This is a genomic window from Rhizobium sp. N731 (genome assembly GCF_001664145.1).
GTDB classification, from domain to species: Bacteria; Pseudomonadota; Alphaproteobacteria; order Rhizobiales; family Rhizobiaceae; genus Rhizobium; species Rhizobium esperanzae.
On record NZ_CP013601.1, the window covers coordinates 3,570,715 to 3,585,367 of the forward strand.

Annotated in this window: 12 protein-coding genes; 10 read left to right on the forward strand and 2 right to left on the reverse strand. The window is 60.4% G+C overall.

From position 1 onward, the window contains the following. Positions 1-237 precede the first annotated feature (237 nt). The 3 genes from AMK02_RS17420 to AMK02_RS17430 all read left to right on the forward strand — a co-directional run bounded on the left by AMK02_RS17420 (position 238) and on the right by AMK02_RS17430 (position 5,603). A complete protein-coding gene (locus tag AMK02_RS17420; RefSeq protein ID WP_064804738.1) occupies positions 238-1,809 on the forward strand; it encodes a putative bifunctional diguanylate cyclase/phosphodiesterase in 1,572 nt (523 codons plus the stop codon). 155 nt (positions 1,810-1,964) lie between these two features. Further along, positions 1,965-3,143, forward strand: coding sequence for an acetate/propionate family kinase (locus AMK02_RS17425; RefSeq protein WP_064804740.1), 1,179 nt, complete (start codon positions 1,965-1,967; stop codon positions 3,141-3,143). A gap of 72 nt (positions 3,144-3,215) precedes the next feature. Then, complete coding sequence (locus tag AMK02_RS17430; protein WP_064804742.1) at positions 3,216-5,603, forward strand: phosphoketolase family protein; 2,388 nt, start codon at positions 3,216-3,218, stop codon at positions 5,601-5,603. 48 nt (positions 5,604-5,651) lie between these two features. On the opposite strand, the gene AMK02_RS17435 is transcribed toward AMK02_RS17430, so the two are convergent. Then, a complete protein-coding gene (locus AMK02_RS17435; protein WP_064804744.1) occupies positions 5,652-6,542 on the reverse strand; it encodes a helix-turn-helix domain-containing protein in 891 nt (296 codons plus the stop codon). Between the two features lie 119 nt (positions 6,543-6,661). Here AMK02_RS17435 and pobA point away from each other — a divergent pair, with 119 nt between their 5' ends. The 7 genes from pobA to AMK02_RS17470 all read left to right on the forward strand — a co-directional run bounded on the left by pobA (position 6,662) and on the right by AMK02_RS17470 (position 13,620). Next, on the forward strand, positions 6,662-7,834 hold the full coding sequence (gene pobA, locus AMK02_RS17440) for a 4-hydroxybenzoate 3-monooxygenase (protein ID WP_064804746.1): 1,173 nt from the start codon (positions 6,662-6,664) through the stop codon (positions 7,832-7,834). 184 nt (positions 7,835-8,018) lie between these two features. Then, positions 8,019-9,191 carry an ABC transporter substrate-binding protein gene (locus AMK02_RS17445; protein WP_064804749.1) on the forward strand — a complete coding sequence of 391 codons (1,173 nt, stop codon included), beginning with the start codon at positions 8,019-8,021 and terminating at the stop codon, positions 9,189-9,191. A gap of 66 nt (positions 9,192-9,257) precedes the next feature. Beyond that, a complete protein-coding gene (locus tag AMK02_RS17450; protein ID WP_064804751.1) occupies positions 9,258-10,121 on the forward strand; it encodes a branched-chain amino acid ABC transporter permease in 864 nt (287 codons plus the stop codon). A 1-nt stretch (position 10,122) separates the two neighbouring features. Next, a complete protein-coding gene (locus tag AMK02_RS17455) occupies positions 10,123-11,127 on the forward strand; it encodes a branched-chain amino acid ABC transporter permease (RefSeq protein ID WP_064804753.1) in 1,005 nt (334 codons plus the stop codon). Next, positions 11,124-11,888 carry an ABC transporter ATP-binding protein gene (locus AMK02_RS17460; protein WP_064804754.1) on the forward strand — a complete coding sequence of 255 codons (765 nt, stop codon included), beginning with the start codon at positions 11,124-11,126 and terminating at the stop codon, positions 11,886-11,888. The genes AMK02_RS17455 and AMK02_RS17460 overlap by 4 nt, the downstream gene beginning before the upstream one ends. Beyond that, positions 11,869-12,585: an ABC transporter ATP-binding protein gene (locus tag AMK02_RS17465; RefSeq protein ID WP_064804755.1), complete on the forward strand. Its 717-nt coding sequence runs from the start codon at positions 11,869-11,871 to the stop codon at positions 12,583-12,585. The genes AMK02_RS17460 and AMK02_RS17465 overlap by 20 nt, the downstream gene beginning before the upstream one ends. Before the next feature lie 207 nt (positions 12,586-12,792). Beyond that, positions 12,793-13,620 carry a VCBS domain-containing protein gene (locus tag AMK02_RS17470; RefSeq protein WP_064804756.1) on the forward strand — a complete coding sequence of 276 codons (828 nt, stop codon included), beginning with the start codon at positions 12,793-12,795 and terminating at the stop codon, positions 13,618-13,620. A 320-nt stretch (positions 13,621-13,940) separates the two neighbouring features. On the opposite strand, the gene AMK02_RS31270 is transcribed toward AMK02_RS17470, so the two are convergent. Continuing rightward, entirely contained in the window at positions 13,941-14,420 is a 480-nt protein-coding gene (locus AMK02_RS31270; protein ID WP_145924234.1) for a hypothetical protein, read from the reverse strand. Positions 14,421-14,653: the final 233 nt, after the last annotated feature.

Genomic DNA, 14,653 nt, shown 5'->3' on the forward strand with positions numbered 1-14,653 from the left:
AGCACGCTCGCCTTCGTTCTTCTGGGGCATCTTTTCGGCCTGATCACCTGCAGCAACATCCTCTTCCCGAACGGAACCGGCGAAACAGCCGCAGTGCCGATCCTGGCTGCATCGCAACGCTATCCGTCTGCCGACGACCCACCGCAAACTGCTCCCTGTAAATATTCGCCTTCTGGTTTCAACGAACATTTCAGACTTTTGTGATATCCCGGCGCGGGTGGAGATGGAGAAGGCACAATGCCGGTGTTTTTCCAGAGCAGAGCCGGAAGGCAATGCATGTCGATCGTCGGTTTGGGGATTACCTTCTGGCTCCTCGGTACCTTGCTCCAGTTCGACGACAGTCTGGTTTCCTTCATGACCGGCTTCGGCGAGTACGGCGCCGACAAGCTCGTTCTGGGACTCGGCATCGCCGGCGCCATGAGCTTCATCTACTCGGTGCTGCGTATTGCCGATCTGCGCAAGGAAATGGAACTGCGCGCCGCCGCCCAAGCGAAGGCCGATTGGACGGCAACGCACGACCATCTGACCAAGCTGCCGAATCGCTACGCCTTCGAGCGCAAAATTCTCTCGCGGCCGGTCAGAAGCGACGAGGCGGAAATCGAGGAATGGGACCACAACGTCACCATCTTCTCCATCGACCTCGACGGCTTCAAAAAAGTCAACGATCTCATCGGCCACAAGGGCGGCGACGTGTTGTTGGTCGAAGTTGCCAAACGCATCTGCGCGCTCGGCAATTCCGATTGCGTCTACCGCTTCGGCGGTGACGAATTCATCGTCGTCGCCTTCGCCCTGACGACGCAGCGCGAGGAGCGTTTCGCCAAGTTGCTGATCCAGGCCGTCACTCGGCCGATCCATATCGATGGCTTTGCCGTCGAAGTCGGCGCCAGCGTCGGCTATGATCGCTGGGTTGAAGACAGCGAGCCGCTGGAAGACGCCGCCCACCGTGCCGATCTCGCCATGTATGAGGCCAAATCACGCGGCCCCAACCATTATCTCGTCTTCGAAACTTCGATGCAGGACAAGGTAACCGAACGCGCCTCCCTGGAAACCAGACTGCGCGCCGCAATCGCCAACAAGGCGATCAAGCCTTTCTATCAACCGCTGATCGACCTGAAGACCGGCCAGCTTTGCGGTTTCGAAGCCCTCGCGCGCTGGATCGGCGAGGATGGCGTCAACATTCCGCCGGCTGTCTTCATCGACATTGCCGAGGAAACCGGGATGATCACCGCCTTGTTCGAGGATCTCCTTGCGCAGGCCTGCAGCGATGCGCTCGCCTGGCCGGCGCATGTCACGTTGTCCTTCAACGTCTCGCCGGTACAGATGGAAGACCGGCTGCTGACGTCCCGCATCCTCAAGGTCCTTTCGGCAAGCGGGCTGCCGCCGCAACGCCTGGAAGTTGAGATTACCGAAAACGCGCTGATTCAAGATCCCGCTATCGCCGCCGTCATTCTCGAAGAGCTGCATGCGGCCGGCATTCAGATCGCCCTCGACGATTTCGGCACAGGCTATTCGAGCCTCGCCCAGCTCGCCCGCTACCGCTTCGACAAGATCAAGATCGACAAAAGCTTCATCGCCACCTATCGCGACGACGAACGCCAGGAAAAGATCGTCCGCGCCATGCTTGGCCTCGGCAGAAGCCTCAATATCAAGACGACTGCGGAAGGTGTCGAGGAGCATGGCCAGCTTGCCTTCCTGCTGCAGCTCGGCTGCGACATCGGCCAGGGCTATCTTTTCGGCAAGGCGATGCCCGCCGCCGAGGCCAGCATCTTCATCCGCGATCGCAACGTCAATCTGGCGTCGACGGCCTGACCCTAGCGTAATTCAACAAAACGGCCCCAAGCTTTGACGTCCCTGTCGGCCGCCAAGCACCGTCAGCATGTTGCGCACGGGCGGCCATGCCTTTCCAGCGGGAGTTTCGGCGCTAAGTTCGGTCATCGTGACGACCGTGCGGAGTCTCTGAAGACATGTCATCCACAGACCTTCTCCTGACCTTCAATGCCGGCTCATCGACTGTGAAGATCGGTGTCTTCTCGATCGATGGCGCCGAGGCACGGCACATCGGCAAGGGCGTTATCGATCTCCGCGCCGAGCCGCTCTCGCTCGGCCTAACCAAGGGATCGCAGACATTCGACATGTCGCTGAAGGCGGAGGTAACGGACGATCTGCACGGGGTCATCGACGAGACCTTCACGCGTCTCGCCGATCATTTCGACATGGCAGCGGCCGCCGCAGCCGGCCACCGCGTCGTCCATGGCGGCGAGCGCTTCACGAGCGCCGTCGCGCTTGATGACGCCGCCACCGATGGGATCGAAGCGCTGATCCCGCTCGCGCCTCTGCACCAACCGCAAGCGCTGCGCTTCATCCGCGCGCTCCGTCACCTGAAGCCGCATCTTGTCCAGACAGCCTCCTTCGACACGGCCTTTCATGCCACACAGGACGATCTCGTGCGCCGCCTCGCCATACCCCGTTCCCTGCATGAGGAGGGAATCAAGCGTTACGGCTTCCACGGGCTTTCCTATAAGTTCATCGCCGGTGAACTCGCTCGCAAGGCGCCACGTGCGGCAAAGGCTGTGGTCGCCCATCTCGGCAGCGGCGCCAGCCTCTGTGCAATGGAAAACGGCATCAGCCGCGATTGCAGCATGGGCTTTTCGACCCTCGACGGCATCCCGATGGCGACACGCCCGGGCTGGCTCGATCCCGGCGTGATCCTGCATCTGGCGGGAGAGAGAAAACGATCCCTGGGTGAGATCGAGGATCTGCTCTATCACCGCTCAGGCCTGCTCGGCGTTTCCGGCATCAGCGCCGACACACGCGATCTATTGACGGACGGACGGCCGGAAGCGCGCCAGGCGATCGATCTGTTCACACTGCGCATTGCCGGCGAGATCGGCCGCATGGCGGTAACGCTCGGCGGCCTCGATGCCGTCGTCTTCACCGCCGGCATCGGCGAGCATCAGCCGGAAATCCGCGCCGGCGTAGCGAAACGCCTGTCCTGGCTCGGCCTTTCGATTGATGAAAAGGCAAACGCCGCCAACAGTTTCACGATCAGCGCCGGGGAAAGCCGCATGGCCGCCCATGTCGTTGCCACGGACGAAGAACAGGTGATCGCCGACGAGGCGCTGTCCGTTCTTCGCGCCCGCTGATCCAGATCAATGGCGCGCTGGCGCTAACGGCTAGAACTGAGATTGAACGCGTTTTCGAACGGGAGAAGCCCCATGGAAAAGCATGTCTCGACCGCCGCCGCCCTGACCGATGCTGAACTCGCTCTGATCGACCGCTACTGGCGGGCGGCCAACTATCTCTCAGTCGGCCAGATCTACCTGCTTGCCAATCCGCTGCTGCGCGAGCCGCTGAAGTCAGAGCACATCAAGCCCCGCCTGCTCGGCCACTGGGGCACGACACCTGGCCTCAACTTCATCTATGCGCATCTGAACCGCCTCATCCGCGCCCGCGATCTCGACATCATCTACATCTGCGGCCCCGGTCACGGCGGGCCGGGCATGGTCGCCAACACCTATCTCGAAGGCACCTACAGCGAAATCTATCCCGATATCTCAGAGGATGCCGAAGGTATGCGCAAGCTTTTCCGGCAATTCTCCTTTCCCGGCGGCATTCCGAGCCATGCGGCGCCGGAAACACCGGGATCGATCCATGAAGGTGGCGAACTCGGCTACGCCCTCGTCCATGCCTATGGCGCCGCCTTCGACAATCCCGACCTCACCGTCGCCTGCATCGTCGGCGACGGCGAGGCCGAAACCGGGCCGCTCGCCGCCAGCTGGAATTCCAACAAGTTCCTCAATCCCGCCCGCGACGGCGCCGTTCTGCCCATCCTGCATCTGAACGGCTACAAGATCGCCAATCCGACCATTCTCGGCCGGGCCAATGACGACGACCTCCGACGTCTCTTCGAAGGCTACGGCTACGAGCCGTTTTTCGTCGACGGCCATGAGCCGCGCGACATGCATCAACAGATGGCAGCGACGCTGGACCAAGTCTTCGACCGCATCCGCGAAATCCAGGAGCAAGCCCGCAGCGGCAAGGCTGCGGCGGGCTGCCCGCGCTGGCCAATGATCGTGCTGCGCAGCCCCAAGGGCTGGACCGGTCCGAAAGAAGTCGACGGCCAGAAGGTGGAAGGTTTCTGGCGCGCCCACCAGGTGCCGGTCTCCAACTGCCGCGAGAATGAAGGCCATCGCAAGATTCTCGAGGACTGGATGCAAAGCTACGATCCCGAAGACCTGTTCGGCGCCGACGGTCGGCTTAAATCCGAACTGCGCGCACTCGCCCCTGTCGGCAAACGCCGCATGGGCGCCAATCCGCATGCCAATGGCGGCTTACTGCGCAAGGAATTGGTGGTTCCCGCTATCGAGGATTATGCGGTCGATGTCGGCAGGCGCGGCAGCGTCACGGCGCAGTCCACCGAGATCCTCGGCCATTACCTGCGCGACACAATGAAGCTCAACACGGAGGCGGCAAACTTTCGCATCTTCGGCCCCGACGAGACAGAATCGAACCGCCTCGGCAGCGTCTTCGACGTCACCGACCGCGTCTGGATGGAGGATATAGAACCCTATGATGTCCACCTCTCTCGCGATGGGCATGTCATGGAGGTGCTTTCGGAACATCTCTGCCAAGGATGGCTGGAGGGTTACCTGCTGACCGGCCGGCACGGCCTCTTTTCCTGCTATGAGGCCTTCATCCACATCATCGATTCCATGTTCAACCAGCATGCCAAATGGCTGAAGGTGACACGCGAGCTCGAATGGCGAAAGCCGATCTCATCGCTGAACTACCTGCTGACCTCGCATGTCTGGCGCCAGGACCATAACGGCTTCAGCCACCAGGATCCCGGCTTCGTCGACCTCGTCGCCAACAAAAAGGCCGACATCGTCCGCATCTACCTGCCGCCGGACGCCAACACCCTGCTCTGGGTCGGCGATCATTGCCTGTGCACCTATGATCGCGTCAACGTCATCGTCGCCGGCAAGCAGCCGGAGCCGCAATGGCTGTCGATGGACGAGGCGGTGAAACATTGCGAGGCCGGCATCGGCATCTGGCGCTGGGCAAGCAACGAGGAGGACACGATCTCGCCTGATCTCGTCATGGCCTGCGCCGGCGATGTCCCGACGATGGAAACGCTCGCCGCCGTCGATCTTCTGCGCACGGCCATTCCCGAGCTGAAGATCCGCACCGTCAATGTCGTCGACCTCCTGGCACTGCAATCCAGGGACCAGCATCCGCATGGCCTTTCCGACGAGGCCTTCGACGCGATCTTCACCGCCGACAAGCCGGTCATTTTCGCCTATCACGGCTATCCCTATCTCATTCACCGCCTGACCTATAAGCGCACCAACCACGAGAACATCCACGTCCGCGGCTTTATCGAGGAAGGTACTACGACCACGCCTTTCGACATGACCGTCCTCAACGAACTCGACCGCTACCATCTCGCCATCGAAGCCATCGAGCGCGTGCCGGGCCTGAAGGAGAAGGCAAAAGACGCGCTTGCCGCCTTCCAAGGCAAGCTCGCCGAGCATCACGACTATGTCAGGGAATACGGCGAGGACATGCCGGAGGTGCGGGACTGGACGTGGCCGGCGGCGTGAGACATCTGCGACTGACGCACGCGATGTCGGATGGCCGAATGCCGGAACCTATGCCCGTTCAAGCCGAGCTTTTTCGTTCATCCGCCAGACCCGCGGCGTTTCGCCGGTATATTTCAGGAAGAAGCGCGAGAAATAGGCCGGATCGGCAAAGCCGAGGCGAAATCCGATCTCCTGAACGCTGCCGATCGTAAAGACGAGCTGGCGCTTCGCCTCCTCGATCAGTTTCCCGGCGATCAGCTCATGCGGGGTGTTTCCCGTCATGGAGCGAACGATACGGGTGAGATGCGTCGACGAAACGCCGAGTTCCTTGGCATAGAAGGAAGCCGGTCTGTGCGATCGGAAATGCTGCTGGATCAGTTCGTCCAGCATCACCATCCGCCGCTCGTTCTCGTTTGAAGGAAGCTCCTGCGCATGTCCCTCATGCGAAATCCGCGCCGTCAGCCGCAACGCCAGCCCGACATAGGCAGCCAATACCTCGTTGCGGCCACCGCGGCGGTTTTCGAATTCGTCGCCGAGCCGCCTCAGCGTCTGCATGACATAGGCAGCCTCGGCATTATCGGGATCGAGCGGCGTCAGACGCGGCATCGCCAACCACTCGCCGAGATGGCTTCGCTCGCCGGGCGGGTGGCTGAGATGTGACCTCAATATAGTGATCACGAGGCCGTCGATATCACGTGAGAAGCGAAAGCCGTGATCGAGTCCAGGGGGTACCGTGATGACCGCCGGCGGACGGATGGCATGGCTCCTCTTGCCGAAGATCGCATCGCCCGAGCCGGCTCCGATGTATAATATCTGAAAGAAGCTCTCGTGGCGGTGAAGCCGAATCTCCCATTGATGCAGGCTGCTGCGGGAGCGGATTGTCTCGCTATGCAACCAAAATTCCGGCGAACGACCGGTATTTTCGCCATAGAGCTCGTAGGTAGGTATATGCCCGCTCATCGGCTTCCTCCCGTACCAATGTTCGATAAATGCAATTTTTGGGGCGGAATGTCCATTGTTGCGGCAATGGCGGCGGGGCAGAATCTGACAAAACGCAAAAAATGCAAGGGAGGAAGCATTTGCGAACCCAGGTCGCCATCATCGGTTCGGGACCATCCGGCCTGCTGCTCGGTCAGCTTCTGACCGAAGCTGGAATCGACAACGTCATCCTCGACCGCGTGAGCAAGAACTATATCCTCGGCCGCGTCCGCGCCGGCGTGCTGGAGGAAGGTACTGTCGGGCTGTTGGACGAGGCCAAAGCCGGGGCAAGATTGCATGCCGAAGGCTTGCCGCATGACGGCTTCTCGCTGGCCTTCGACGGCCGCGACCATCGCATCGATCTTCACCAATTGACCGGCGGCAGGCGCGTGACCGTCTACGGACAAACCGAGGTGACGCGCGATCTCATGGAGCGGCGGGAAGCTTGTGGCGCCCTTTCGATCTATGATGCCGCCGATGTGGTTCCACATGGTATTGACGGCGGTTCGCCCTTCGTTACCTACACGAAGGATGGTATCGGCTGCCGCATTGATTGCGATTTCATCGCCGGCTGCGACGGCTTTCATGGAACAAGCCGCAGAGCCATTCCCGAACGGGCGATCCGAAGTTTCGAGAAGGTCTATCCCTTCGGCTGGCTGGGCCTGCTTGCCGACGTGGCGCCAGTCAGCCATGAACTGATCTACGCCAACCACCCGAGGGGCTTCGCGCTCTGTTCGATGCGCTCGGCCACGCGCAGCCGCTACTATATCCAATGCCCGCTCGACGCGAAGATCGAAGACTGGAGCGACGATCGCTTCTGGGACGAGTTGAGGCGGCGCCTGCCGGCCCATCACGCCGAGGCATTGACGACCGCCCCGTCCTTCGAGAAATCGATCGCTCCTTTACGCTCCTTCGTCGCCGAGCCCATGCGTTTCGGCCGGCTCTTCCTCGTCGGCGACGCCGCCCATATCGTGCCGCCGACCGGTGCCAAAGGGCTGAACCTTGCAGCAAGCGATGTCCATTACCTGTTCTGCGGGCTCCTCGAGCATTACCGTGAAGGCTCCGAGAGCGGCATCGTCGCCTATTCGCAGACGGCGCTCGCCCGCGTATGGAAAGCGGTGCGGTTTTCCTGGTGGATGACGACGATAATGCACCGGTTTCCCGATACCGGCGATTTCGATCAAAAGATTCAGGAAGCCGAACTCGACTATCTCACACATTCCCGTGCGGCCTCCACGGTGCTCGCGGAAAACTACGTGGGATTGCCGTTCTGACGCGAAGATCGAGGGATGAAAGCTGCGCATACGCCGGTGAACAGAGCGAGTCACGACGACGCAGAACCATAACCAGCAAATCATGTGTTCGGGGATTTATTTCATTTTACATCACCATTTCGCATGACAAGCTAACCTGAAATTCAATACGGCGCTGGAGTACGCCGAAAAGGGAGAGAGAAGAATGAGGAAGCTGTTTCTGGCCGCCGCTGCGGCAATTGTTATGGGCACCAGCGCCTATGCCGACACCATCAAGGTCGGCGTCATCGGGCCGTTCTCCGGTCCCTTCGCGCTCCAGGGCAAGAACTTCAAGGCCGGCATCGACGCCTATATGGCTGTCAACGGCAGCAAGGTCGGCAGCGACACGGTCGAGATCGTCTACCGCGACGTGCCGCAGGCCGATCCGGCCCAATCCAAGGCGCTGGCGCAGGAACTGATCGTCAAGGAAAAGGTCCAGTATCTCGCCGGCTTCTATTTCACCCCCGACGCCATGGCGGTGACGCCGATCTTGAAGCAGGGCAACGTGCCGATGGTCATCATGAACGCCGCCACCTCGGCGATCGTCACCAAGAGCCCGCTCGTCGTGCGCACCTCGTTTACAACTTGGCAGACCTCGACGCCGATCGCCAAGGTCGCCTCCGACGCAGGCGTCAAGAAAGTGATCTCGGTCGTCAGCGATTACGGCCCCGGCATCGACGCCGAGAATGCCTTCAAGGCCGGCTTCGAAAAGGCGGGCGGTCAGGTGGTCGAGGCAATCCGCATGCCGCTTGCGACCAACGACTTCAGCCCGATCATGCAGCGCATCAAGGATTCCGGAGCCGAGGGCGTCTTCGCCTTCCTGCCGTCGGGTCCGACGACGCTTGGCTTCGTCAAGGCTTATAACGAGAATGGCTTGAAGGCCGCCGGCATCAGGTTCTTCGCACCGGGCGACCTGACGCAGGAATCCGACCTGCCGGCGCTCGGTGACGCCGCGCTCGGCATCCAGACGACCTTCCACTATGCCGTGTCGCACGATTCTCCCGAGAACAAGGCTTTCGTCGAGGCGGCCACCAAGGCGATCGGCAACAAGGCCGAACTCTCCTTCCCCGCAGTCAGCGCCTATGACGGCATGTATGTCATCTACAAGATGATCGAGGCGACGGGCGGCAAGCAGGATGCTGAAAAGGCTGTCGATGCGGTGAAGGGCCTTGCCTGGGTGAGCCCGCGCGGCCCGGTTTCGATCGATCCGGAAAGCCGCCACATCACGCAGAACATCTATCTGCGCGAAGTCGCCAAGGCCGACGACGGGACCTACATCAACAAGGAGGTCCAGACCTTCGAGAAGCAGGGCGATCCGGGCCTGGCAGCGGCCAAGTAACATCGGGCGTCAGAACATGCGGCGGACTTGCAACTCCAGGCCCGTCGCATTCAATCAGGTAGTTCCATGCAGACAGTCTTCAGCATAGCCGTCGACGCCCTAGCCTATGGCATGGTGCTCTTCGTGATATCGATCGGCCTTTCCGTCACCATGGGGCTGATGCGTGTCGTCAACCTCGCTCACGGCGCCTTCGCGATGATCGGAGGCTATGTCGCCTCCTATGCCGCACGTGACCTCGGCCTTGGTTATGCGGTGGCAGTCATCGCCGCCGTGGTCGCCACGATCATCATCGCAATCCCGCTCGAGCGCTTCCTCTACCGCCGGATCTACGGCGCCCCGGAGCTGACCCAGGTGCTGATGACGATCGGCATCACCTTCTGCGTCATCGGCATCGCGAACTACCTGATGGGACCAACGCTGAAGACCATACCGCTTGCCGGAGCGCTGCAGGGCTCGGCCGATCTCGGCTTTCGCACTATTCCCGTTCACCGGCTTTTCGCCGTCCTTTGCGGGCTCGCCGTTGCGCTCGCGCTCTGGTTTGCGATCGAAAGGACCAGCTTCGGCGTCAAGCTGCGCGCCTCCGTCGATGACGCTGCGATGGCGGCGGCACTCGGCGTGCGCACAGAGATCATCTATGCGGTGAGCTTTGCCATCGCCGTCGGGCTTGCCGCCTTCGGCGGCGTGGTCGGTGCCGAACTCTTGCCGGTCGAGCCCTATTACGCGCTGCGCTACATGGTGACCTTCCTGGTCGTCGTCTCCGTCGGCGGCGCCGGATCCATTCCCGGCGCGCTGATCGCCTGCCTGCTGCTCGGCGCGATCGATACGACGGGCCGCTATCTGATGCCAGAGTTCGGGGAATTCTTCTTCTATCTTGCCGTGATCGCGATCATCTGCGTCTTCCCGCGCGGCCTTGCCGGGAGGGCGAAGTGAGATGGCGCTTGTGTTGAACAACGAAAACGGACGTCTACAGCATCGGCGCGGTTATCTCAGCCGCGATCTCGCCGGCCTTATCATGATCATCGCCGTTGCCGCCATCGGCTATTTCGCCTTCCCCGACAATCTCGCGCTTCTGACGCGGATGATCACCATCGCGCTGCTCGTGCTCTCACTCGATCTCGTGACCGGTTATTGCGGCGTAGCGACGCTCGGCCATGCCGCCCTGTTCGGCTCCGGCGCCTATGCCGCCGGCATCCTGTCGGCGCATTACAACATCAATGATCCGCTGCTGATGCTGCTTGCCGGCATTGCCGGCGGCGTAGCTTCCGGGCTGCTCAGCGGCGCGATCATTCTGCGCGCGCATGGCCTGCCGCAGCTCGTGCTGTCGATTGCCCTCATTCACCTCTTCCACGAATTCGCCAACAAGGCCTCCTCATGGACAGGAGGCAGTGATGGACTTTCCGGCATCGCGCCCGACCCGGTCCTCGGCTTTTTTGAATTCGATCTTTATGGCCGCACCGCCTTCTTTTTCGGAATGGCGCTGCTGCTTATTGTCTTCGTGCTGCTGAGATTGCTGGTGCGTTCACCCTTCGGCATGCTCTGCCGCGCCATCAAACAGGACCCATTGCGTATCCGCGCCATGGGTGGTTCGCCGAAGGGCGCCCTCATCAGGATGTACGCCATCTCGGGCGCGGTTGCCGGGGTCGGCGGCGCCTTGAACGCGATCTCAACGCAGGTCGTCGGCCTGGACAGCCTGTCCTTCACCCAGTCGGCCGAGGCGCTCGTCATGCTCGTGCTCGGCGGCGCCGGCTCTCTTTTCGGAGCGCTCTCCGGCACGGTTATCTTCATGCTCTTCGAGGACACCGTCTCGGCCGCCAATCCCTTTCACTGGCTGACCATGGTCGGCGCGCTGCTGATCGCCGTCGTGCTCTTCGCGCCCAAGGGGCTTTACGGAACAGCCGCAACCTTCATTGCCCGTCGCAGAAAAGAGCGCTCATGAATCCCGTCTTCGAAGTCGCCAATCTCAGGAAAGCGTTCGGCGGCCTTGTCGTGACCAATGATGTCTCGCTGGCGATGGCGCCCGGCGACCGTGTTGCGCTGATTGGCCCGAACGGCGCCGGCAAGACCACCTTCGTCAATCTCGTCACCGGCAATCTGTCCCCCGATTCCGGCGAGGTCCGCCTCGGCGGCGAGACGGTGACGGCGGTCGATGCCGCCGGCAGGGTCAAACGCGGCCTTATCAGGTCCTTTCAGGTGACGCGCCTTTTCCAGGATATGACACCGGCCGAACATCTGGGACTTGCCGTGCTTCAGCGCGACGGAAAGACTGGCAATATGTTCGGAAATTTCCTTCGTATGCCGGATGTCATGGCGGAGGTCGATGAACTCCTCGGAAAACTCGGATTGGCCTCTCTGATGCATCGCATGGTCAGCGAGATTGCCTATGGGCAGCAGCGGCTTCTGGAGCTCGCAGTGGCGCTGGCGCTGAAGCCGAAAGTGCTGTTGCTCGATGAGCCGGCGGCCGGCGTGCCGCAGAGCGATACGGGCCGCATCGAGCAGGCGCTGGCAGAACTGCCTGCCGACCTCGCCGTCCTGATGATCGAGCACGACATGGATCTCGTCTTTCGTTTTGCCAAACGTGTCATCGTGCTTGCATCAGGCACAATCATCTTCGACGGCCGGCCTGAAGACGTCACCAGCAATGCGCGCGTCCGCGAGGCCTATCTCGGGAGTTATGCCAATGCCAGCCCTGTCGCTTAAGGTTGAAAACCTGTCGGCCGGATACGGGCCGACGCGGGTGCTCGAAGGCATCTCCTTCACCGTGCCGGCAGGCGCCCGGCTTGCCGTGCTCGGCCGCAACGGCATGGGCAAGACCACGCTCCTGGCAACACTTGCCGGCCAGACCAGGCGGTATCAAGGCCAGATCCACCTCGGTGGTTCGGACGTCACCGCAGCACCGAGCGCAACACGCGCCCATAAGGGCCTCGGCTATGTGCCTCAGACGCGCTGCATCTTTCCGACGCTGACCGTCGAAGAGAACCTTTTCGTCGGTCTGAAGGCGCGGCCGAAGACGGCATTGGAGGAAGCCTATGCCCTGTTCCCGCGCCTGAAGGAGCGCCGCCGCAACCTCGGCAACCAGCTCTCGGGCGGCGAGCAGCAGATGCTTTCAACAGCCCGCACCATTCTCGGCCGCCCGTCCGTGCTGCTGCTCGACGAACCGTTGGAGGGCCTGGCGCCCGTGATCTGCGAGGAACTGATGGCGGCCTTCACGGAACTCGCCAAATCAGGCGACATGACAATCCTTCTGGTCGAACAACGCATCCAAAGCGCGCTCGACTTCGCCGATCGGGTCATCATTCTCGAACGCGGCAGAGTGGCCTGGACCGGAACGCCGTCGGACTTGTCGAGGGATCACGAAGCAGTAGAAAGCTTGCTCGGAGTGGGCGGCCTGCATTGAAGCAATCAATGCAGTATATCGTCTGGATAACGTCATCATCAGGCTGGCAGACGTCGAAGCCGATGCCTCTACTTGGATATTTGAGCTGCAGAAAAATTGCCCCTGTTGGATTTGACAGGTTGAATTGATCTGACGCTCCGTCAAATTTCGTTGCGAAGCGCCCGATAGGGTTGCATATTTGAGCACTACTTCACACGGGAGGTAGAAATGGCAAACCACAAGCCGATCGCAGGTGACGTATACCAGCCTATTTTCGACGTCGACAAGCTGGTTGACGGCAACATGCTGGACGGTTCCACGGATGCCGACGGAGATCTTGTGCGTCTCAACTTCGTGAACGGGCAGCGAATTCCGCAACCGGCCAATCAAGACGGACCGGCCCCGACGACGACGATCGAGGGAAAATACGGCACGCTGACCATCTACTCCGACGGCTACTACACCTATGAACTCGATCACTCCAATCCCGTGGTATCAGCGCTCGGCCCGGGAGATCAACTCCTCGACCAGTTCAAATTCAAGATCTCGGACGGCAAAGGCGCCACCGACTTCGGCTTGCTCAATATCGCTGTAGACCTGCCGGAGCGTGGCGACATCTTCGTCAATTTCGAGGATGTCGGCAAACATGATTTCCCCACAGGCTACAAGGGCATCGATTGGGGCGCCTGGCACGATGGTGACGATGCAGCGATACAAAAGGAAGCCGACGGCAATCATTATCTGTCAGGCGGCGTCTTCTGGACACCCATCCAGGCCGCCGATGGCGGCACCTTCCAGATCGAGCAATTCAGCGTGGCAAATGGCACATCAGACTATGACAACGTTCTAACGATCGAAGGTAGGCTGAACGGCGATACCGTGTTCTTGGTTACCGTCAACGTGACCGCCGACAGCATTCATGACCCGCAAGTGATTGATCTCAGCGCCTATGGCCAGATTGACTATCTCGTGCTCGACACTGAGCCCGTCATCACCGAAACGAGCGGCCCCGACTATTATGGTGCGCAATACGACAACTTCCACTTTGTCGTTTGAGAGAGAGGAAAAGGGGCGCCCCATCGCCAAACATTGCATCTTTTCGAGCGCGCGCTGCAGCGACGATCCAGTAGCGATTTCTTGCGATAGCTGATCGACCTGCGCCCTGCTAGCAATAGATCGTCCGAGGAGGGACGATTATCTGGGATGGAGGAACTGATGCAGTCAATGGGAATCAGGTTAGCCGCGGTCATGTTCTCGCTGGCCTTATGGGCAATTATTATCGCTGCTGCATCCCATCTTTGGGCGATGAAAATGCCCATATTGCATTTTATGCTCTACAGATAGCGCTGGCCTCGGTTATCGCAGTGGATTGGTTGTTAGGGATATTTGTAAAAGACGTGAGTTTTGATCCAGGCTAATTTACCGTCCTCCGCTCTTTCCCAAGCTATCTTGGCATTCATCGGATATGGGCAACTTTCTTGATGAAATTGAGCTTGACGCACTCTTGGAGCGCGCTCGCCGCAGGGGGAGGAAATCTGGAACCCTTCCGCCAGCAAATATCTCTCCATAGCCGTCTCATCACTCCCTAGCGGAAACCGCGATCGCAATCTTCCCGAAAGCTGCGGCGAATCCGCTTCCTTCAAGGATTGACGGCGGAAATCTTCCGGAGGTGGGCACCCCTCGCTCCACCAGCCTACCGTAGCGTGTAAATTGCGCAGCAGCTCAGGCATCGCTGGATCACACTCCGGCTGCCAGCATCCCGGAAGGAAACCACAGGTCACGATTAGCACTGAGCGCATAGTAAGTTGGATGACCTTCATTGCATAAAAATATCCGCAAAGGTTGTCCATCTCCATTCCGCCATCTGGCGTAGGCTTTTCACCCAACGGCGTAGCGGGGGCGGGTCGAAGCTTGAAAGGCAAAGCGCCAGAAGACCCGCGTGCACCCTCATTCCCAGATTTATTTGTGGGCCATCTATGTCGCAATCTATGCCGCATTGACGCGCCGGCACGAAAAAGGACGTGCCGGAAAACAAGGTTTTTCGTGCGACATGAGGCCCCGGAAATCCCAGAGCAATTTTGAACTAACC

What these genes read in the sequence shown, in the direction of transcription:
- AMK02_RS17420 (WP_064804738.1), top strand. Translation starts at nt 238, where the DNA reads ATGCCGGTGTTTTTCCAGAGCAGAGCCGGAAGGCAATGCATGTCGATC.
- AMK02_RS17425 (WP_064804740.1), top strand. Translation starts at nt 1,965, where the DNA reads ATGTCATCCACAGACCTTCTCCTGACCTTCAATGCCGGCTCATCGACT.
- AMK02_RS17430 (WP_064804742.1), top strand. Translation starts at nt 3,216, where the DNA reads ATGGAAAAGCATGTCTCGACCGCCGCCGCCCTGACCGATGCTGAACTC.
- AMK02_RS17435 (WP_064804744.1), bottom strand. Translation starts at nt 6,542, where the DNA reads ATGAGCGGGCATATACCTACCTACGAGCTCTATGGCGAAAATACCGGT.
- AMK02_RS17445 (WP_064804749.1), top strand. Translation starts at nt 8,019, where the DNA reads ATGAGGAAGCTGTTTCTGGCCGCCGCTGCGGCAATTGTTATGGGCACC.
- AMK02_RS17450 (WP_064804751.1), top strand. Translation starts at nt 9,258, where the DNA reads ATGCAGACAGTCTTCAGCATAGCCGTCGACGCCCTAGCCTATGGCATG.
- AMK02_RS17455 (WP_064804753.1), top strand. Translation starts at nt 10,123, where the DNA reads ATGGCGCTTGTGTTGAACAACGAAAACGGACGTCTACAGCATCGGCGC.
- AMK02_RS17460 (WP_064804754.1), top strand. Translation starts at nt 11,124, where the DNA reads ATGAATCCCGTCTTCGAAGTCGCCAATCTCAGGAAAGCGTTCGGCGGC.
- AMK02_RS17465 (WP_064804755.1), top strand. Translation starts at nt 11,869, where the DNA reads ATGCCAGCCCTGTCGCTTAAGGTTGAAAACCTGTCGGCCGGATACGGG.
- AMK02_RS17470 (WP_064804756.1), top strand. Translation starts at nt 12,793, where the DNA reads ATGGCAAACCACAAGCCGATCGCAGGTGACGTATACCAGCCTATTTTC.
- AMK02_RS31270 (WP_145924234.1), bottom strand. Translation starts at nt 14,420, where the DNA reads ATGGAGATGGACAACCTTTGCGGATATTTTTATGCAATGAAGGTCATC.